Source organism: Sphingobium aromaticiconvertens (genome assembly GCF_037154075.1).
In the GTDB taxonomy this organism is placed as follows: Bacteria; Pseudomonadota; Alphaproteobacteria; order Sphingomonadales; family Sphingomonadaceae; genus Sphingobium; species Sphingobium aromaticiconvertens.
Map to the genome: position 1 here is coordinate 31395 of NZ_JBANRJ010000001.1, position 17789 is coordinate 49183.

The window sequence follows — 17789 nt, forward strand, 5'->3', positions numbered from 1 at the left end:
ATTGGGTGATGGGTTGATTCAATAGCAGCGTTAGGAGGCGCTGCCGATGGATGTTCCGTTTCTGCTGAGTGAGGCGCAGATGCGCCGGATCGAGCCGTATTTTCCCTTGTCTCATGGGGTGCCAAGAGTGGATGATCGGCGGATAGTGTCTGGGATCATTTACGTCATCAAGCACGGGCTGATGTGGCGCGACGCGCCCAAGGAGTATGGCCCACACAAGACGATCTACAATCGTTTCATCCGCTGGAGCAGGCTCGGCGTGTTCAACAAAATCTTCGCTGGCTTGGCAGCAAAGGGCGGCAAGCCCGACCAGTTGATGATCGATGCAACCCACCTGAAAGCACACCGGACGGCGGCAAGCCTGCTTAAAAAGGGGATGTTCCCCGACGTATCGGACGCACCAAAGGCGGCCTGAACTCCAAGCTACATGCCGTATGCGATGGCAAAGGCCGACCGCTCATCATGCTGCTCAGTGAAGGGCAGATGAGCGATTATAAGGGCGCTGCACTGATGATCGATGCCTTCCCGAAGGCAAAGGTCCTGCTGGGCGACAAGGGCTATGACGCCGACTGGTTCCGCGCGGCACTGGCCGACCGCAAGATCACGGCCTGCATCCCGTCAAAGGGGAACCGGAAAGTGCCCATTCCACACGACACGGCGCTCTATAGACAGCGGCACAAAGTCGAGAATATGTTCGGCAGGATCAAGGACTGGCGGCGCATCCACACGCGCTACGATCGTTGCGCCCATACCTTCATGTCCGCCATCTGCATCGCCGCGACCGTTATATTCTGGATCAATCAATGAGTCCTGACCCTAGAGCATCCGGTCTGATGCAATCAGAACGGAATATGCTCTAGTGGCAGAGTGTTGAACATCATACCTCACGAAAAAGCCTGAAATTATCGCCTCTCCCTATGATCAGAAGCGCACGCCCACGGTCGCCATGACGTTGCGGGGCGCGCCGATGAAGCAGTCACCGCGCGCCAGGCAGGAGGCGAAATATTTGTTGTTGAGGAGGTTGGTGGCGTTGAGGGCGAAGCGCCAGTTGGTCCAGTTGATTTCCGCCAGCGCGTCAACCGTGGTGCGCGAAGGCGTGACGATCGACCAGATGTCGCTGGTTGACACGCTCTTCCCGCTGTAGACGACGCCCCCGCCCAGGCGCAGCTGGGCTTCGTCGACGAGGCCGAAGGTCTTGGTCGACCAGAGCGACGCGGTGTGGCGCGGCATATAGTCGAGGCTGGTGTTGCTTTCCGATTTGAGCTTGGAATAGCCATAATTGGCCAGCAGTTCGAAATTGCCCGGAAGGGTATGGCTGGCCTCGATTTCGAAGCCCTTGGTGTTCAGTTCGCCCGACTGAGTGGTGCCGCCCGCGGCCAGATACAGGACGCGATTGCGTTCCTTGATCTTGAAGACGGTGGCGGTGACGAGAGTGCTGGGCGCGGGCTGCCATTTCACGCCCGCTTCATATTGGGTGCCGGTCTGCGGCCGGTAGGGATCGCCGAAGCTGCCGTCGACATTTTCGATCCGGCCGGCGACCGGCAGGAAGCTTTCAGTATAGCTGAAGAAGGGCGAGATACCCGCGCCGATCTCGCCGATGATGCCGGCGCGGAAGGTGGTGGCATTGTCCTTTTGCCCCGAGGAGCCGGTGACACGGTCGCGGCGGGCGCCCAGCACGACCGAGACGCGGTCGTAGAAACGGATCTGATCCTGTACGTAGATGCCGAGCTGCTTCTGGCTGTCGGTCGTGAAGGGACCGGTGGCCTCGAAGGTCGGCAGCGCGTCATAGTCGATGTCGTAGAGGTCGACGATGTCGAAATCGTCGGCGGAGCGCTTGGCAACCTTGTTCCAGCTATAATCGATACCGACCAGCAGCTTGTGCTCGATATTGGCGCCGGTGTTGAAGCCGATCTGAAAATTATTGTCGGTCGAAAAGACGTTCATCCGTGCGTCGTTGGCACCCGCGAACAGGCCGATAGTGCGCCCATCGGTGCCGTAGACCGAGAAGGGATCCTGCGGGTTGGAATAGCTGTCGGCATAATGGGTGTTATATTCAAGGTCGCTGTCGATATAGCGGGCCTTGAGGTTGAGCTTGATCGCGTCCGAGAAATTGTGGGTGATGGAACCGCCGCCCTGAAGCGAGCGACCATTATAACGGTCCCAGCCAGCCTTGCCGACGAACGTATATTTATCCAGCCTGCCCGACGGATTGGCGGCGTTCGGCAGGAATGTGCCGACGATCGGCAGGAATTGCGAGGTCGAGCCGGTGTCGTCCTCCTGATAGAGGCCGGTCAGGACGATGTCGGTGTCCGGGGTGGGCTTCCAGCGGATCGAGGGCGCGAACATCATGCGGTCGTCGGGGACATGGTCGACATAGGTGTCGGCGTCGCGGACGCGGCCGACGAAGCGGACCGCCAGATTGTCGGCGAGCGCGAAGTTGACGTCGCCCATTGCTTCCTTGCGGTCATAGCTGCCGTAGACGAGGTTGAGTTCGCCGCGCGTCTCGAAATCCGGCGTCTTGGACACCAGGTTGACGAGGCCGCCGATCGACCCTTGGCCAAAGAGCACCGAGGCCGGGCCGCGCACGATTTCAACGCGCGAGAAATTATACGGGTCCGACGTGATGCTGGCATAATAGGAGAAGACGTCGCGCATGCCGTCGCGGAACTGGAGCGCGTCAAGACCGCGCACGTTGAAACCGTCGACGCGGGTGTCGCGGCCATAGGGGTTGGCGAGGACACCGGCGGCATATTTCACCGTGTCGCTGATGCTGATCGCGCCTTGCGAGAGATATTGCTCGGAACTGATGACCTTGATCGGTTGGGGAAGTTCGACGAGCGGCGTTTCCGTCTTCGTGCCCGTGCTGGCGGCAGTGACGACGATCATGTCCTGATCTTCGTCCGCCGGTGCGCCCTGGTCGGCCCAGGCCGGTTGGCTGGCCAGCATTCCTGCTATCCCTGCCATCATGATTATTTTCGCCATCGTTCGCCCCTTCGTCTTCTCTTGCAGCGCGAGTAGTATCGTTGCGATCGATTATCAATAGCGTTTTTCTTGCAAATCGCGATTGAGCTGCCTACCCAGACGAAATGGCCGATCAGACGGAAATATCGCGCGCGTCCCGTCGCCGCCTTTGGATACGCGTCGTCCTGGCCGGGCCGGTTGCGATCCTGGTGGCGTTGACGCTGCTGGCGGGCATGCCGCTATGGCTACCCGGCGGCGCTGCTGGCATCGACAATCTGGCCTTGCCCCTGATATTCGCGCCCTTGATCTGGGCCGGCCTGTTCTTCCACGCCTGCCTTGACCGCAGCCTCATGCGCGTGGCGCTGGTCGCGGCCGCGCTGTTTCTGGTGCACGGCGGATTGGTCGCGTCGCGCCTGCTCGCCCCGATGCCACCTGCGGAGAAAGTTGGATGATTCATCTCAAGAAAGATGAGACCAAGGCGATGGTGGCGGTGCACGGCTGGTCCGGCATCCTGCTGGGCCTGCTGCTCTATGCCGTGGTCCTGACCGGCACCGCGGCTGTGTTCGCTGAGGAGATCGGTGCCTGGTCGGCGGGCCATGTCGCGACGCGCTCCGTCTTCGAAACGCCGATCGACGCCACGGTACGACGCCTGGCAGCGCAGACGCCCGCCCAATATCATGAGGGCGTCAACCTGTTCGAGATCGGCGATCACCATCTCGGCGCCTTCTTCCACCGACACGAGATCGACGCGAAGGGCGTGCCGGTCGAGCGCGGCATCTACTACCAGCTCGACGGTGACGGCCGGATCGCCCGCACGATCCACGGCACCGACGAGGAGGTCTTCGGCCCGCGCAACGACGATGCGCTCAGCAGCTTCCTGGTCGATACCCATGTCCGGCTGCATGTGCCCAATCCCTGGGGGCTGCTGCTGACCGGCATATTGGGCCTTGCCATGCTGGTGGCGGCTATTTCCGGACTGCTGATCCACCGGCATCTGTTCAAGGACATCTTCACCCTGCGCACCCGCGCCAATCCGGTGCTGGTGGACCGCGACCGCCATAGCGTCGCGGGCACCTGGAGCCTGCCCTTCGCGTTCATTCTCGCCTTCACGGGCAGCTTCTTCTCCTTCTTCGGCACCATCGGCGTGCCCGTCGTCGCGATGGCGGCGTTCAGCGGCAATGTTCAGGCCTTGAGCGACGCGGTGTTCGGCAATCCCGGCGCGCCCGATCCGCGCCCCACGGCCATCGGCAACCTCGACCGGATCACGTCGGACTCCATCCGCCGCGCCGGTGGGGCGCCGACCTTCGTCGCGATAGAGAATTTCGGCCGGGCAGATGCGAAGATCACCAGCTTTCACAACCCCAGGTCGAGCGACATCGAACCCGTATCGCTGCTATATAATGGCGCCTCTGCCACCTTCGTCCATGCCAAGCCCGCGGTGGGCACGCGCCCGTCGGTGGGAGGCACGCTGACGGGGATCATGGGGCCGCTGCATTTCGGCAATTTCGCCGGCATGATTTCGAAGGCGATCTGGTTCGGGCTGGGTTTCGCCATGTGCTACGTCACCTTCACCGGCATGTGCCTGTGGGTGGTCCGGCGCAAGGACGATGCGCGTTCGTTCGCGTGGCTTGAACGGACAGTGACGGTCGTCGGCTTCGGCCTGCCTTTCGGTCTGACCGTATCGGCCGCCGCCTTCCTGGTGGCCATGCCGCTAGGATTGGCGGTCTATTGGACGACTGCGGCATTTCTGATCGGATCAGCGCTGGCCATCGCCATGGGCATTTTCGCGTCCTCCAACGATATGCTCGCCAGGATGCTGAAGGGCGCGACCGGGCTCGTCATGCTGGCATTGCCAGCGCTTCGCCTGTTCGCCGCCGGCGGTCCCGGCTGGAGCGAAGCAATCGCCGTCAATCAACCGATCATCGCGGCGCTCGACATCGCGTTCCTGTTGACCGGCGCCTGGCTCATCCATAGTTGCCGGGAGGCGGGCATCTGGCGGAAGGCCGAGCCGCGCATGGAACAAGCGGTTCAGCTATGACCATGGCAGGTACAACCCTGGCCACCGTCGTTTTCTCCGCAGTGCCAATCCTTCTTCTTTGCATCGGGGATCCGAAGCGCCGGCGATCGGTGAAGAAAAGCGATGGAATGGCCAAGGGCATGCGGCGGCTGCTCGTAGCGATAGCCGTGATACCAGGCATCGTCTGCGCTGCGGCCGGCGATTCAGCTGCCTTCCTGATGTGGCTTGGCGGATGCGCGCTGTTGGGATGGGCTGCGACATTTTGCTTCCGCGTTGCCGATCGCTCTTCTCCTCAGCCTGGCATCACAGACTGAACATAGTAATTGGAGAGTTTTGGATGTCCGCGAACGACCCTTTGTCGTCGTTCCGCAACGAAACCAGCGATTACCACTATGCTGTGCCGCCTGGAGCCACGCTTCTCTATGATTTTGTCAACAGCTTGGATGCCCGGCATTATGTCGCCGATGGCGCGCGCCGACCCCGGCTGTCGGTGGATATTCCTCGACCGGTCGAAGCCCGGCTCCCGGCGCTGGTGCTCGTCCACCGGCTGCGGCAATCGTCAGAAAACACGGGCCTCTCGTGCGCGCCGCAGTCGCGGGGATCCGGCGTCCATCAGCGACGACGAAACGCGTTGCCCCGCTTTCGGAGCAAGCCTCCGGACAGCGAATCTTCGGGAAATCGGTTAAGGCGCAGGGTGCTTGTTTCGGGCGCGAAATGCGATCGGCGTGGTTCCCATTAATCGCCGAAATCGCCTGTTGAATTCCGACAGGTCACCGAAACCCGCATCGAAAGCCACCTCACTCACCGGTGCATCATCCTCCCGGAGATGCGCGGCGGCGCGACGAAGCCGTTGTGCGAGTACGAACTGGTGCGGGGTCATGCCGGTCAAACCCTTGAACTCACGCAGGAAGTGGAATGGACTCATGCCTGCGCTCTCGGCAAGCGCCGAAAGCCCCTGACGCTGATGCGGTGCCTGCTCGATCCAATGCACGACATCCTGGATGCGCTTTGCTGTGGTTTTCGGACATGGGCCACCAAATCGCGCCGACACTTCGGTCGATGCGACGGCCGCTAGTAACATATAGCTGAACTCTTCGGCCGATCCGCCGCTGCTCGTGAGAAGTCCGTCCGCCTGTACCAGCAAGGCGATATGGTCAGCTTGCGGTGGCAGGGCGGGACGACCGGACATGGCAGTGCTCAATCCCGGAACCTCCATCATCTGGCTTTCGCAAAAATCGGAATCGAAGTGAAACGCAATACAGCGGTCGCCTATGCTATGTTCATGCCGACATTCGAAGCCATCGCCTGGTTGGCCCAGAAGAATCGCGCCAGGCACGAGCGTCGCAGACCCTTTCGACGATCGATATTCGAAGCTGCCTTCGACGACGATTGCCACGCAAATTTGACCATGTTCCTCTTCGAAAGCCGCGTCATGGGGACCAGCGCAGCATCGCATGTGAGAGGCCGTCCAACCATCGCCAAGCGCGATGAGGTCTGCAGAAATCGTCATCAGCCCAATATAGCAATTTTCCCCAAGTCTCCTCCAGCAAAACGTCTTAGCCAGCACGCAATGGTGTGGAACAAGGAAACCAAAAATGGCAACGATACGTCATGAACAACTCGTCGCAGTCCCCGTCGAGGCAGCATGGGGAATGTTGAGGCAGGCGGACCGTGCGGACCGATTGTTCGCGCCAGTGCTGGCCGGATGTACGATGCAGGACGATATCCGCACGGTCACCTTCGCCAACGGCCTTGTTGCGAGCGAACAGATTGTCACCATTGATGATGCCGATCGACGCTTCGCCTATCATGTGATGGGTGAGATGTTCGAACATCATTCGGCGTCGATGCAGATCGTACCAGTCGATGATAGAAGCTGCCGCTTCATATGGATCAGTGACTTTCTGCCCGGAGATCGTGTCGAGACAGTTCAGCCACTCGTAATAGCAGGGGCAAGCGCCTTGGCACGAAATATGGAAGCAGGAGCAGCGAATCTAGTTCAGTGCGTGCCGACCGTTCACGCAAGCCGACCGGAATCGCCTGCCGAAAGTGATAGATGCCACCGCGCCTGACCGTATTCGGGATGCCTCCCATCCGTACAAAGCCCCAACTTTGTGGCAGGGTTCTGTAGCAAATGCCTCACCACGGTTCCGGCGCCATCCGAAAATCAAGGTTTTGCGGTAGGTAGGAGAAAACTGGCTGGGGCGGCAGGATTCGAACCTGCGCATGGCGGCATCAAAAACCTCAAGCCGCCTCAAACCATGTCCCGACAGGCCCGTCGAAAGCCGCAGAAATTTGCGGATTTTTTGATCCTGTTCCAATTTCAAAATCGTGTCAACAATGGCCGTGGGCACAATATGGGCATAAATTTTCTGTTAAAATAAACCGCTGCCCGGTCATTCCTGGCCCAGCCTCAAGGCCTGATAATGGGCTCTAGCTTCCTTCATTAATGGCATGATGCCATTAGGGTTCAGCTCAATTTCGCCGCCAAACTGTCAAAATCATGGCAGCCGGAATCTCAATCGCGCTCGTCCACTTTGTACCAGCGTGCGCTGCAGATCAGTTCGGCGCATCATCCCGGAATCGATCGATCTGATGCATCCGCTCGTGAAGCACTGTCACGATGCCCATTGTACCATCTGACAGGACACGCCAATAAATATAATGGTGTTCGTACCGACAGTAGAAGCCATCGACCCCCAAATTCTTGGGAACGTCTCGCCAAGCCACTCGACATGCAGCAATGTCGTCGAACCGCCCAAAGAGGCCGCGAATATAACGCTGGGCTTGATCCTCACCCCAGGCTTCGCGCGTATAAATGTAGATGTCATCAATCCGCCGACCGGCGGCTGTCTGCACACGATAGGTGCTCATGAGGATCAGCCGCGGGCGTTACGCGCCATTATGAGGTCGGCATCGAGCGGCTTATAGTCCGACTCCGGCGCTGCGAAAGCAGCTGTCAATTCAGCTCGGAGAGCGACAAGCCTTTCAGACTCAACCCGTTCCTTGTCGCGGCGGATCAGATCGCGGACATATTCGCTGACATTCTCATATGTGCCGACATCGCCGACATTAGCGGCGACGAAATCGCTAAGCGCGCCACTGACGCGCACATTCAAGGTCATCTGCTTAGACATTGGAAATCGCCTCCATGTCCTTAAAATAAGGGATATTGTGGATAATGGCAAGAAAATCGCTTGATTCGCATCGGCTAATTCAGGCGAAATTTATCTCAAGAACCAAATAGCACCGACGAAACACTCGCTACATATATGCAACAAGCGAAACGGGCGCATCCGCCATCCCATCATTGCGTCGCGCAATCTTTTGGGCAGCACCCTTCAAAGGCACCGCTTGCGCGTGTCGGCTCAGGCGGTCGGCGCCACAATTTTCAGTGTCGCGCGCGGCTTTCGGGCGGGTTTCGCCGCTGCAACAGCCGCCAGCGCTGCCTGGACAGTATCCGCTTTGGGCGCGGCCTTCTGCCGCGGATCCCGGACAGCCTTTGCGTCAACAGCTGGGGGTGTCGATAATGACGGCCTCAACCGGAGCATGAGCGTCCATGGCCGTCCTCAGGTTGGGCGTATTTACGCGGAGCTTAGCTTTTGGCTTGGTCTTGGTAGCAGTTGCCGTTTTCGCGGTGCCGGCGTTTTCGTGCCGCACCTTCTTGCCAACCTTAGTGCGGGTGCCGCTAGAACTTCCGAATGATCGCTGCGTCTGCAGCCGTCGGCTCTGCAGGCATAGGAGCGGCCGCTGCGCGACGATTGCCCAGACCAATGCGGCTTGCTGTTTCGCGGCACGCTTCCGAATAGGATCGTGCAACGGTCGGATAGTTTGCAGGAAGCTGGACACCTCGAAAAACTCTGGCGTTTGATGGGCAGATTTGATTCACTTCGCCGACGATGTGGCGGAGGCGGTGATGATAGGGCAGCCGGGTTTCTTCGATCTTTCAGACCGGTACGATGCACTGAGCGCGGCGGGTGATCCGCTGGAGCGATTGGCGGCTGTTGTGGATTTCGGGGTTTTCCGTGGACCATTGGTGGCGGCCTTGCGCCGCAGTGTTCGGAGCAAAGGCGGGCGCCCGCCGTTCGACCCGGTTTTGATGTTCAAGATTTTGGTGCTGCAGGCGCTCTACTCGCTGTCAGAAGAGGCAACCGAGTTCCAGATCAAGGACCGCCTGTCGTTCCAACGCTTCCTGGGGCTTGGGCTGGACGGCACCGTGCCCGATGCCACGACGGTCTGGCTATTCCGGGAGCGCCTCGTACAGGCCAGAGTGATCGACCGGCTCTTCGCTCGCTTCGACGCCGCGCTCAAGGACCGGGGCTATCTCGCTATGGGCGGGCAGATCATCGACGCCACTATCGTGCCGGCACCCAAACAGCGCAACACGGAGGTGGAGAAAGCAGCGATCAAGGAGGGCCGGATGCCGGAGGACTGGAAGCCGGCCAAGGCGCGGCAGAAAGATCGCGACGCACGCTGGTCGATCAAGTACAGCAAGGCCAAGGTCAGGGAGGGCGCCGATCCGAAAGCGGCCAAGCCTGTTGATTTGGCCATCCCGATGTTCGGCTATAAGAATCACATCGGCATCGACAAAACCCATGGGCTGATCCGCACCTGGGATGCCAGCGCCGCCAATGCCCATGACGGCGCAAGGCTGCCGGTTCTCATCAGCAAGGACAACACTGCCTCCGGCGTCTGGGCTGATACCGCCTATCGATCCAAGAAGAACGAGGCGTTCCTGGCGAGTGGCATGTTTACCAGCCACATTCACCAGAGGCGCAAACCGCGGCGACCGTTGCCCGAGCGGATCGCCAAGGCCAATACCCGGCGCTCAAAGATCCGCGCCCAGGTTGAGCATGTGTTCGCCGGGCAAAAGCACCGGATGGGGCTCGTCGTGCGCACCATCGGCATCGCCCGCGCCACCATCAAGATCGGCATGGCCAACCTGGCCTATAACTTCCAGCGCCTGGCCTGGCTCGAGGGGCGAACTGCGCCTGCTTGATGTGAGCCGATGGCCACCGAAGGTAATTCCAGCCCCTGCGGCACCGGCAATATGGAAATCACCGACAAATACGCCGCAACGTCACTCCTGCCTTGCCGCCGCAATCCGCGCCGTCGAACCTACGCACAAATCAAGCGGTTCTTCGAGGTGTCCAGCTTGTAGCGTTCCTTATACTCGGCAATCGTCAAACCATCCGATGTCAAATGACGCTTCAATGTCTTGTAGGGCTTGCCGTCGATGAGATTGATGAGATGATCCGCGCTCGCGATGCTCTTCTTGATGCTGACGGCTGGCTTATGGACGGGCGCGTCGGGCTTTTCGTCGTCCGGTGCCGAAGTTCCAGCCAGCGCGGAACGCGTTGACTGGATAAGGCCTGCGAGATCTTCGCTCGCAACGACGTTATTCGCAAAATAGGCGGACAGAAGTTCGACGGTAAGCGTCGTCAGATCGAACGTTTCGGCTTCGGACATTTCAGATCTTTCCAATCAGACAATCATGAGGCCAGCAGGTGCTCGGCTATTGCAGAAAGGCTCTAATCTTTGTGTTTCCAATCACAACACGGCCTGTGCACTCGATCCCAAACCAGCAAAAGGCAGTTCAATCGGGACGGCCCCGAGGTGCTGTCCGGCGATTATGAAAAAAACCGGCCTTTGAGCCTGCCCCCCAAGGCTATCTCAACGGCGCAGCCGTCCGGGATCGCCAACCTCACCTGATCTCCCGTTCGCGTTCCAGTGAGCGGATCATCGCCTGGTTCATCATATATTCGCGGCGCAGGTCACGATCGCTGGCCAGCTGCTCCATATGCTGTTCCTGGGCACTGGGACCGTCCGTGTCTGAAGCTTCCATCGCCTTCTTGTTCTTGATCGTCTGCGCCTGCACGAATTCGGATGCGATCGTGCGCCGCTGGCGATCGTAAAGGCCCAACCGTTCGTCAGCCTTGCCACCGTCCAGCAGGATATCGCGCAGTTTGTCGGTCAGGTTCCAGGCATCGTGGATGCCCGAATTCATGCCGAAGCCACCCAATGGATTGTTGAGATGCGCGGCATCGCCCGCCAGAATCACGCGGCCGTGATCGAAGCTCCGGGCCACGCGCTGGTGCACCCGGTACAAAGTGCGGTGATAGGTCTGGACCGCTTCGCCATCGGGGATCAGCCGGGAAAAGACGGCTGACTTTTTTGCGTCGGACAGCAACATAGCGTCGCTTTCCTGCTCATGCGAGGGCACCAGCACGCGCCACAAGGTGGGTACGCGCAGCAGCACGCACCATTCAGCGGCATCCGACATGTAGCTGACGTTCGCCAAATTCTCATAATGCTGCTCAACCGGATAGGCGGTCGAAAGCGTCAGGAACCGCTCGGGATAGGTAAAGCCGTCGAACTCGACGCCCATCCATTTTCGCACGGTCGAACTCGCGCCATCTGCTCCGATCAGATAATCGCATCGATAGGTCGCGATGGCCAACGGCCCCTCGACATGCACAGTCACTCCGTCGCCATCTTGTTCGTAGGACAGTAGCTGGTGTTGGAACAATACCGTGCCATGCGGATGAGCGGCGAGGCGCCCGGTCAGCAGACGGGCCAGCTTATATTGTTCACACTGCAGCCGGTAGGGGTGCGGCGTCATGTCGGCAATGTCAGCCAGATCCAGGCTGATGACATTACCGCTACGCCGATTGCGATATTGATAGACCGGTGCTTTCAACCCGTCGGCCAACAGTTCGTCCAGGACGCCCAGTTCCTCCATCATCGCAAGCGTCGGCGGATGGAAGGTTGAGGCGCGCATATCCTCGGCACAATGGGTGGCCGGTTCGACCAGTACGACGTCGATGCCCATTTCCGCCAGCCGATAGGCGATGACGGCGCCAACCGGCCCGGCCCCCGCGACGAGGACGCGTGTTCTTTCGGTCATGTTCAGTTCCTGAAATCAGATATGCAGTGGTGCTACGGCCAAAAAGCTAGATCGGGCGCGCTCAGGCCGGATCGACCAGCAGCCGCATGGAAACGGTCGCCGCGCCTTCGCGCAGCTTGAGCGCCACCTGATATTCGGGCGACGCGATATAGGCGCGGGCGGATTGGGCATCGGGGAAGCGGGTCACGACGATCCGCTCGCCGGGCACCGGCGCACCTTCCAGCATTTCCGCGACCAGCCCTTTGACGACCGACGTTCCCCCAAAGCGTTCGCTCAAGCCAACGATGCCCTTGCCATAGGCGGCAAACGCCTCAGCATCATTGATGCTGACTGTCGCCACTATATATGCTGCCATCCCTGCCTCCTGTTAACGGCCCGGAATCACTGTGGCACCAACCGGCGGATCGGGCGTCAGGGTCTGATCATTTTATTCGCCAGTCGATAAAACCCGCTTTGTCGGATGACGGCACACCACTCGCGACCGCACAAGCAGGGCCACATTCCCGAACATCCTTGCAAGGACAGAACATGGTCGATTCCCTTGGTTATCGCATGAAGTTCGCGGTCATCGCGCCGTCGACGAACACCAGCGTGCAGCCGGAATATGAGGATATGCGCCCCCGCGGCGTCACCAACCATTTCTCCCGCATCGCCATTCCCGATACGAAGGTGACGGACGACGACAGCTTCATGGTAATGCTGCAATCGATCCGGGACGCGACCTTCGACGCGGTCGATGTGTCGATGTCGATGGAACCGGGCTGCGTCATCATGGGTATGTCGGCTGAAACCTTTTGGGACGGGGCGGAGGGCGCGGATCGTCTGCACAAGAAAATGCTGGAGCGTACCGGCGGCGTACCCGTCATCATGGGATCGACCGCCGTCGATGCCGCGATCAAAGCCTATGAGAGCAAGGGCAAGCCGATCAGGAAGATCGGCATCATCACGCCTTATATGCCCGTGGGCGATAACAACGTGAAGAAGTTCTTCGAGGATCAGGGCTATGAGGTCGTAAACTTGGTCGGCCTGCAATCCCCCTCCCCCATGATGATCGCGCATGAATCGAAGCAGACGCTCAAACACGCCGCTATCGAAGCGAGCGAAGGAGTGGACGCCATCATCCAGGCCGGCACCAACCTGGCTTTTGCGGAAGTCGCTGCAATGGCGGAATTCTGGCTGGAAAAGCCGGTCATCGCCATCAATACCGCCACCTATTGGCACGCCCTGCGGAGCATGGGCATCAACGACCAGATGGACGGCTTTGGCCGCCTAGTGGCCGAATTTTAAGCTATAGCGCCACCAGAATAGAGAGCCGAAGGAATCGCATCATGGATTATGACTATATCCCGCTTCCCCAACGCCAGCCGCTCAAATGGCCTAATGGCGCCCAGGTCGCGCTGATCCTGACGTTCAACCTGGAAACCTGGGACCTGACCAAGGATACCGACAAGCCCTATTATGCCGGTGGCCCGTCGATTCTACCCGACATCCTGCCGGGCAATACGCCCGATTTTCCCAACTATAGCTGGCGCGAATATGGTCAGCGGGTGGGCCTATGGCGTCTGATCGACCTGTTCGACGAACTGGGCGTGAAGGCCAGTTGCACCACCAACGCCGTCACCTTCGACCGGCGCAAGGCGATGACCGACGCGGTGCTGGAGCGCGGCTGGGAATTACTGACGCATAATTGGGAGCAGGGCGAGTTGCTCACCAATTTCGCCGGCGATCCGGCCAAGGAGCGCGAGATCGTGCTGCGTACCCTCGACCAGTTCGAGAAGTTCACCGGTCGCAAGTCGAAGGGCTGGCTCTCCTCCTCGTTGCGTGGCACGCTACAGACAGCCGACATCCTCGCCGAATATGGCTGCACCTTCTACTGCGACATCATGAACGACGATCAGCCTTACCTGTTGCGTACGCCGCATGGGCCGATCGTGTCGGTGCCCTATTCCAACGAGATCAACGACTTCACCTTCATCACCCGCAAGAATTACACGACCGACGAATATCGTGACGTGCTGATCGAGGAGCTGGACGTGCTCTATGCAGAAGGCGCGAAGACCGGACGGATCATGAATCTGGGCCTTCATCCCCATGTGTCGGGCCGCGCCCATCGCATCCGGGCGCTGCGCGAGTTCATGGAACATGCCAAGTCGCTACCCGGCGTGTGGTGGGCGACGCGCGAGGAGATTGCCGAATGGTATCTCCAGAACCATGAAAGCCATATTCCCGGCCAGTTGGGATGAGTGAGCCTGCACATGTCGCCGCCCTCAAGGATCTGCTCCGCGCAGATCCCGACGGACGGCGGCTGCATAGCGTGCCGGGATGTTGGGACGGGCTGACCGCCCTGCTGATCGAGCGAGCGGACTTTCCCATCGCGTTCCTCTCCGGCGGCGCGCTGTCCATGGGCCGCTATGGCCGCCCGGACATGGGCTTGGTCACGGCCAGCGAAGTGACCGAGGCGGTGGCGGTGATCCGCGACCGTGTCGCCATCCCGCTGATCGTCGACGGCGACACCGGCTTCGGAAATGCCCTGACGCTACAGCGCAGCCTGCGCGCCTTCGAACGGGCGGGCGCCAGCGCGGTGCAAATCGAGGATCAGGGATTCCCCAAGCGCTGTGGCCATATGGCGGGCAAGACGGTGGTGCCGGTCGCCGAAGCGGTCGGCCGGATCAGGGCGGCGCTGGACGCGCGCCACGACATGCTGGTCATCGCCCGGACCGACGCGGTGTCCGTGGAGGGTTTCGACGCCGCGATAGACCGGGCAGAGGCTTATCTGGAAGCGGGCGCGGACCTGCTCTTCATCGAGGGGCCACGGACCATGGACGAACTGGAGCAAATTGCGGCCCACTTCGCTGGCCGCGTGCCGCTGGTGCATAATCTGGTAGAAGGCGGGGTCACGCCGATCGGTAATGGCGCGGCGCTCGAAGCGTTGGGCTTCGCCATCGCGCTGCATCCATTGCTACTGATGCACGGACTGGTCGCGCAAGCACCCGGCTGGCTCGATACGCTGGCACGCGAACGCGGCACCGTCAGCCTGTCGGCCGACATCGTCCAGCTTTCCGACATGAACGCCCTGCTGGGCGCATCCGACCTTATTGCCCTTGGGAAACGCTATGACGCCTGAAAAGCCCGATCTGAACGCCGATTATGCCGCTGCCGGTTTCGGTGGCAAGCTGGTCTTCGGCCAGCGCCCGGTGCTGCTGATCGTGGACGTGGTGATGGCCTATCTCGATCCCGCTTCGCCGCTCTATGCCGGGGTCGAGGATGCGCTGGCGTCCAACGAACGGTTGGCGGCCGCCGCGCGCGCTGCAGGCGTGCCGATCATCTTCACCAACGTCGTTTATGAGCCAGGCGGCATCGATGGCGGGATGTTCTTTCGCAAGGTGCCTGCGCTGAAGGCGTTCGAGCGAGATTCACCAGCGGGCGCCTTCCCGCCCTCGCTCCAGCCCTTGCCCGGCGAAATGATCCTGTCGAAGCAATATCCATCCGCCTTCTTCGGCACGTCGCTCGCATCGACTCTTCACGCGGCCAGATTTGACACTTTGCTGATCACCGGTTTTTCCACCTCCGGCTGCGTGCGCGCGACGGCCCTCGACGCGCTTTGCCATGGCTTTGCGCCCTTCGTCGTACGCGAAGCGTGCGGCGATCGCGACGCCCGCCCGCACGAGCAAAATCTCTTCGACATCGCCGCCAAGATGGCTGAGGTCGTCAACGAGGATGATGCCATTGCGCTGATGGCGACCGTCGCCAGATGATCGACCGGGATTTCGTGTCGATCGCGGAGGGGCCGGTGCATATGCGGCGCCTGCGCGGACCCGGTCGACCGCTCCTGTTCTTCCACCCCTCACCCAATAGTTCGCGCGGACTCGTGCCCGTGATGGAAGCGCTGCGCGCGGCGGGTTGCGACGCCGACATGATCGCGATCGACACGCTGGGCAATGGCGATTCCCCGCCGCCCGGCCCCGAGGTGCCCGACATCGCCTATTTCGCCGACGCCATGCGGCGAGTAATGGATGCGCTGGGTCTCGACCGAGCCGATCTCTATGGATCGCATACCGGCGCACGGATCGCGTGCGAACTAGCCGCCACTTGCCCGGACCGGGTCGACAGGGTCATCTTTCAGGGGATCAGCGATTTCGATCCGGCGACCCGCGCGAAGCGGCTGGAAGCTTATGCCCCCGCAATGGAAGCCGACGATTATGGGCGGCAGTTCGTCTGGGCCTTCAACTTCGTGCGCGACCAGTCGCTGCACACCCCCTATTTCCTGCGCGATCCCGAACATCGCCTGATGAACCGCGCGGTGCCGGATGCCGCCAACCTCCACGCTGCGGCGCTGGACGTGCTCAAGAATTTGACTTGCTACCACAAGCCTTATCGAGCGGCTTTCGCCTATCCCACGGCGGAGCGGATCAGGCTGGTCATGGCGCCGACTCTGTTCATCCGCCTGCCCGGCCTGCCACCGCATATCGCGGCGGCGGCCCCGGAACTGGGGGCGATGATGGCGGACGCACGGGTCGTGGACACAGCCGACGAAGCCTCGGCCATCACGACCTTTCTCAACCGATAGGCCGTACGCGCAGCGAGGTATCCATCGAGGATAACGCCTCGCAGCCATTTTTAGTGACCAGCATCATGTCCTCGACATGGGATGTGCCCCAGCCGAACTCATGATAGGGCATGTCCAGAGTGAAGACCATATTCTCTTCGAAAATAAGGGGATGGTGTCCCGGCATCTGCGCGCCGACCGACACCGGATGGTCTGTATGCTCCAGCCCGACCGAATGCGGCCCGGCGATGACGAAGCCGGGGAAGCCCTCGTCATGAACGGCCTTAAGGGTGAGATCGACGATCTCCTTGAAGGTCTTCCCCGGCCGGATATTCTCATAGGCGATGTGTAAAGCCCGGCTGACGGCCACGTTGCGGTCGAGCATTTCCTTGGTCGGCTTACCGCAGATGACAGTGCGGCCGACATCGCCGCGATACTGTTTGTAGCTGCCGACAGAATCCAGCTTCATGATCTCGTTCGCCTCGACGCAGCCGGTGGCAAGACCGCGGATATTGGCGATGATCCATTCGGACTTGCCACCCTGATCGAGCATCGACTGCGCGTGGATACGGCTAATATCGTCTAGCGGCATGCCAACATAGATCTGATCGATCACCGCATTTATCGCATTCTCGCTCATTCGCGCGGCGACCCGCAACAGTTCGATCTCCGCCGGGCTCTTCACCATGCGGATTTCCTTGAAAATGTTGAGCGCGTCGCAGCCGGTGAGTTCGGGCAGGCCCACTTCGTTCAGCCAGCCCAGCACGCGCGGATCGTCGAAACCGATGCGGCCATGCGACAGGCCCGCCGCCTCGATCGCGGCCTTGAGCGCGCGGGTGGAGGAAATGGCGGGATTTTCGCTGTGCATCGCGTAGCGGGCAAGCAGTTGCTGGTCGCGCGGCGCCATCCGTGCGCCCTCTCGCGTCGGATAGGGGGTCAGCGCCTGGCCTTTTGCGGACGCTTCGGTCACGACCTGATCGCCGCTGCTTTCTTCGATCGTCTCGGTCGTGAACTCGAAATCGCGCGGCGGCATTGGCTGGCCGGGCTTGATCCGGGTAATGTAGGTGGACACGTTGGGCATCCAGGTGGGCACATGTTCCAGATGATAGACGCCGGTGCCCGGCATGATCAGCGCGGCGGGTTTGCTCTCATCGCGCGGCAGGAAGGCATATAGCGTATAGTTGCGCGACATCAGGAACATCGATCCCCAATAGTCGCTCAGATAATAGATATTTTCCTTGAACGCCGCGACCAGGCCATCAAGACCGTGCCGGTCCATGACGGCGTTGGCGCGTTCCCTGTTGAGCAGCATGATCTGGTCCTTCCTGGCCCGGGGGGCGGTTTACTCCCCCATGGTA

Annotated in this window: 21 protein-coding genes; 13 read left to right on the top strand and 8 right to left on the bottom strand. The window is 60.5% G+C overall.

Annotation, left to right across the window (positions count from 1 at the left end; translation table 11 throughout):
• Positions 1–46: 46 nt before the first annotated feature.
• Positions 47–807, top strand: a protein-coding gene (locus WFR25_RS00175; protein WP_156028742.1) for an IS5 family transposase whose coding sequence is annotated in 2 segments (ribosomal slippage) — positions 47–380 and positions 380–807 — 762 coding nt in all. Because the reading frame shifts where the segments join, the coding sequence is not laid out codon by codon here.
• 114 nt (positions 808–921) lie between these two features.
• On the opposite strand, the gene WFR25_RS00180 is transcribed toward WFR25_RS00175, so the two are convergent.
• On the bottom strand, positions 922–2982 hold the full coding sequence (locus WFR25_RS00180; RefSeq protein ID WP_336967397.1) for a TonB-dependent siderophore receptor: 2061 nt from the start codon (positions 2980–2982) through the stop codon (positions 922–924).
• Positions 2983–3086: 104 nt separating this feature from the next.
• On the opposite strand from WFR25_RS00180, the gene WFR25_RS00185 reads away from it, so the two are divergent.
• From WFR25_RS00185 to WFR25_RS26570, 4 genes are all read left to right on the top strand, one after another.
• A complete protein-coding gene (locus tag WFR25_RS00185; RefSeq protein ID WP_336967399.1) occupies positions 3087–3413 on the top strand; it encodes a hypothetical protein in 327 nt (108 codons plus the stop codon).
• Entirely contained in the window at positions 3410–4999 is a 1590-nt protein-coding gene (locus WFR25_RS00190) for a PepSY-associated TM helix domain-containing protein (protein ID WP_336967401.1), read from the top strand. The genes WFR25_RS00185 and WFR25_RS00190 overlap by 4 nt, the downstream gene beginning before the upstream one ends.
• A complete protein-coding gene (locus WFR25_RS00195) occupies positions 4996–5292 on the top strand; it encodes a hypothetical protein (protein ID WP_336967402.1) in 297 nt (98 codons plus the stop codon). The genes WFR25_RS00190 and WFR25_RS00195 overlap by 4 nt, the downstream gene beginning before the upstream one ends.
• Positions 5293–5442: 150 nt before the next feature.
• Positions 5443–5664, top strand: coding sequence for a CGNR zinc finger domain-containing protein (locus WFR25_RS26570; protein WP_419723185.1), 222 nt, complete (start codon positions 5443–5445; stop codon positions 5662–5664).
• Here WFR25_RS26570 and WFR25_RS00200 read toward each other — a convergent pair.
• A complete protein-coding gene (locus tag WFR25_RS00200) occupies positions 5661–6167 on the bottom strand; it encodes an AraC family transcriptional regulator (protein ID WP_336967404.1) in 507 nt (168 codons plus the stop codon). The genes WFR25_RS26570 and WFR25_RS00200 overlap by 4 nt on opposite strands.
• Before the next feature lie 57 nt (positions 6168–6224).
• On the opposite strand from WFR25_RS00200, the gene WFR25_RS00205 reads away from it, so the two are divergent.
• Positions 6225–6593, top strand: a complete 369-nt coding sequence (locus tag WFR25_RS00205) for a hypothetical protein (protein WP_336967405.1) — start codon at positions 6225–6227, stop codon at positions 6591–6593.
• A 37-nt stretch (positions 6594–6630) separates the two neighbouring features.
• Positions 6631–7050: an SRPBCC family protein gene (locus tag WFR25_RS00210; protein WP_336967406.1), complete on the top strand. Its 420-nt coding sequence runs from the start codon at positions 6631–6633 to the stop codon at positions 7048–7050.
• Positions 7051–7537: 487 nt separating this feature from the next.
• On the opposite strand, the gene WFR25_RS00215 is transcribed toward WFR25_RS00210, so the two are convergent.
• Positions 7538–7852, bottom strand: a complete 315-nt coding sequence (locus WFR25_RS00215; protein WP_336967407.1) for a type II toxin-antitoxin system RelE/ParE family toxin — start codon at positions 7850–7852, stop codon at positions 7538–7540.
• Between the two features lie 5 nt (positions 7853–7857).
• Positions 7858–8115, bottom strand: a complete 258-nt coding sequence (locus tag WFR25_RS00220) for a ribbon-helix-helix domain-containing protein (protein ID WP_336967409.1) — start codon at positions 8113–8115, stop codon at positions 7858–7860.
• A gap of 779 nt (positions 8116–8894) precedes the next feature.
• Between WFR25_RS00220 and WFR25_RS00225 the strand changes: the two genes are divergently transcribed.
• Positions 8895–9977: an IS5 family transposase gene (locus WFR25_RS00225; RefSeq protein WP_336974533.1), complete on the top strand. Its 1083-nt coding sequence runs from the start codon at positions 8895–8897 to the stop codon at positions 9975–9977.
• Between the two features lie 119 nt (positions 9978–10096).
• Here the strand turns inward: WFR25_RS00225 and WFR25_RS00230 are convergent, their stop codons facing one another.
• The 3 genes from WFR25_RS00230 to WFR25_RS00240 form a co-directional block, all read right to left on the bottom strand.
• A complete protein-coding gene (locus WFR25_RS00230) occupies positions 10097–10447 on the bottom strand; it encodes a MucR family transcriptional regulator (protein ID WP_336967411.1) in 351 nt (116 codons plus the stop codon).
• A 235-nt stretch (positions 10448–10682) separates the two neighbouring features.
• A complete protein-coding gene (locus WFR25_RS00235) occupies positions 10683–11885 on the bottom strand; it encodes an FAD-dependent oxidoreductase (protein ID WP_336967412.1) in 1203 nt (400 codons plus the stop codon).
• A 61-nt stretch (positions 11886–11946) separates the two neighbouring features.
• On the bottom strand, positions 11947–12240 hold the full coding sequence (locus WFR25_RS00240; RefSeq protein WP_336967414.1) for a DUF1330 domain-containing protein: 294 nt from the start codon (positions 12238–12240) through the stop codon (positions 11947–11949).
• Between the two features lie 173 nt (positions 12241–12413).
• Between WFR25_RS00240 and WFR25_RS00245 the strand changes: the two genes are divergently transcribed.
• Genes WFR25_RS00245 through WFR25_RS00265 form a run of 5 tightly spaced genes read left to right on the top strand, consistent with a single transcriptional unit; the run spans position 12414 to position 16452 of the window.
• Positions 12414–13172: a maleate cis-trans isomerase family protein gene (locus tag WFR25_RS00245; protein ID WP_336967416.1), complete on the top strand. Its 759-nt coding sequence runs from the start codon at positions 12414–12416 to the stop codon at positions 13170–13172.
• 41 nt (positions 13173–13213) lie between these two features.
• Positions 13214–14128: a polysaccharide deacetylase family protein gene (locus WFR25_RS00250; protein WP_336967418.1), complete on the top strand. Its 915-nt coding sequence runs from the start codon at positions 13214–13216 to the stop codon at positions 14126–14128.
• Positions 14125–15009 carry an isocitrate lyase/PEP mutase family protein gene (locus tag WFR25_RS00255; protein WP_336967421.1) on the top strand — a complete coding sequence of 295 codons (885 nt, stop codon included), beginning with the start codon at positions 14125–14127 and terminating at the stop codon, positions 15007–15009. The genes WFR25_RS00250 and WFR25_RS00255 overlap by 4 nt, the downstream gene beginning before the upstream one ends.
• Positions 14999–15640, top strand: a complete 642-nt coding sequence (locus WFR25_RS00260) for an isochorismatase family protein (protein ID WP_336967423.1) — start codon at positions 14999–15001, stop codon at positions 15638–15640. The genes WFR25_RS00255 and WFR25_RS00260 overlap by 11 nt, the downstream gene beginning before the upstream one ends.
• Positions 15637–16452, top strand: a complete 816-nt coding sequence (locus tag WFR25_RS00265; protein ID WP_336967424.1) for an alpha/beta fold hydrolase — start codon at positions 15637–15639, stop codon at positions 16450–16452. The genes WFR25_RS00260 and WFR25_RS00265 overlap by 4 nt, the downstream gene beginning before the upstream one ends.
• Here the strand turns inward: WFR25_RS00265 and WFR25_RS00270 are convergent.
• The gene (locus tag WFR25_RS00270) at positions 16442–17743 is read right to left on the bottom strand and encodes a M24 family metallopeptidase (protein WP_336967425.1); all 1302 of its coding nucleotides are present in this window, start codon (positions 17741–17743) and stop codon (positions 16442–16444) included. The two genes, WFR25_RS00265 and WFR25_RS00270, sit on opposite strands and share 11 nt — an antisense overlap.
• Positions 17744–17789 lie beyond the last annotated feature (46 nt).

Excerpts from the sequence above, each read along its gene's own strand:
- WFR25_RS00180 (WP_336967397.1), bottom strand. The coding sequence starts at position 2,982 with ATGGCGAAAATAATCATGATGGCAGGGATAGCAGGAATGCTGGCCAGC.
- WFR25_RS00185 (WP_336967399.1), top strand. The coding sequence starts at position 3,087 with ATGGCCGATCAGACGGAAATATCGCGCGCGTCCCGTCGCCGCCTTTGG.
- WFR25_RS00190 (WP_336967401.1), top strand. The coding sequence starts at position 3,410 with ATGATTCATCTCAAGAAAGATGAGACCAAGGCGATGGTGGCGGTGCAC.
- WFR25_RS00195 (WP_336967402.1), top strand. The coding sequence starts at position 4,996 with ATGACCATGGCAGGTACAACCCTGGCCACCGTCGTTTTCTCCGCAGTG.
- WFR25_RS26570 (WP_419723185.1), top strand. The coding sequence starts at position 5,443 with ATGGCGCGCGCCGACCCCGGCTGTCGGTGGATATTCCTCGACCGGTCG.
- WFR25_RS00200 (WP_336967404.1), bottom strand. The coding sequence starts at position 6,167 with ATGTCCGGTCGTCCCGCCCTGCCACCGCAAGCTGACCATATCGCCTTG.
- WFR25_RS00210 (WP_336967406.1), top strand. The coding sequence starts at position 6,631 with ATGTTGAGGCAGGCGGACCGTGCGGACCGATTGTTCGCGCCAGTGCTG.
- WFR25_RS00215 (WP_336967407.1), bottom strand. The coding sequence starts at position 7,852 with ATGAGCACCTATCGTGTGCAGACAGCCGCCGGTCGGCGGATTGATGAC.
- WFR25_RS00220 (WP_336967409.1), bottom strand. The coding sequence starts at position 8,115 with ATGTCTAAGCAGATGACCTTGAATGTGCGCGTCAGTGGCGCGCTTAGC.
- WFR25_RS00225 (WP_336974533.1), top strand. The coding sequence starts at position 8,895 with ATGATAGGGCAGCCGGGTTTCTTCGATCTTTCAGACCGGTACGATGCA.
- WFR25_RS00230 (WP_336967411.1), bottom strand. The coding sequence starts at position 10,447 with ATGTCCGAAGCCGAAACGTTCGATCTGACGACGCTTACCGTCGAACTT.
- WFR25_RS00235 (WP_336967412.1), bottom strand. The coding sequence starts at position 11,885 with ATGACCGAAAGAACACGCGTCCTCGTCGCGGGGGCCGGGCCGGTTGGC.
- WFR25_RS00240 (WP_336967414.1), bottom strand. The coding sequence starts at position 12,240 with ATGGCAGCATATATAGTGGCGACAGTCAGCATCAATGATGCTGAGGCG.
- WFR25_RS00245 (WP_336967416.1), top strand. The coding sequence starts at position 12,414 with ATGGTCGATTCCCTTGGTTATCGCATGAAGTTCGCGGTCATCGCGCCG.
- WFR25_RS00250 (WP_336967418.1), top strand. The coding sequence starts at position 13,214 with ATGGATTATGACTATATCCCGCTTCCCCAACGCCAGCCGCTCAAATGG.
- WFR25_RS00255 (WP_336967421.1), top strand. The coding sequence starts at position 14,125 with ATGAGTGAGCCTGCACATGTCGCCGCCCTCAAGGATCTGCTCCGCGCA.
- WFR25_RS00260 (WP_336967423.1), top strand. The coding sequence starts at position 14,999 with ATGACGCCTGAAAAGCCCGATCTGAACGCCGATTATGCCGCTGCCGGT.
- WFR25_RS00265 (WP_336967424.1), top strand. The coding sequence starts at position 15,637 with ATGATCGACCGGGATTTCGTGTCGATCGCGGAGGGGCCGGTGCATATG.
- WFR25_RS00270 (WP_336967425.1), bottom strand. The coding sequence starts at position 17,743 with ATGCTGCTCAACAGGGAACGCGCCAACGCCGTCATGGACCGGCACGGT.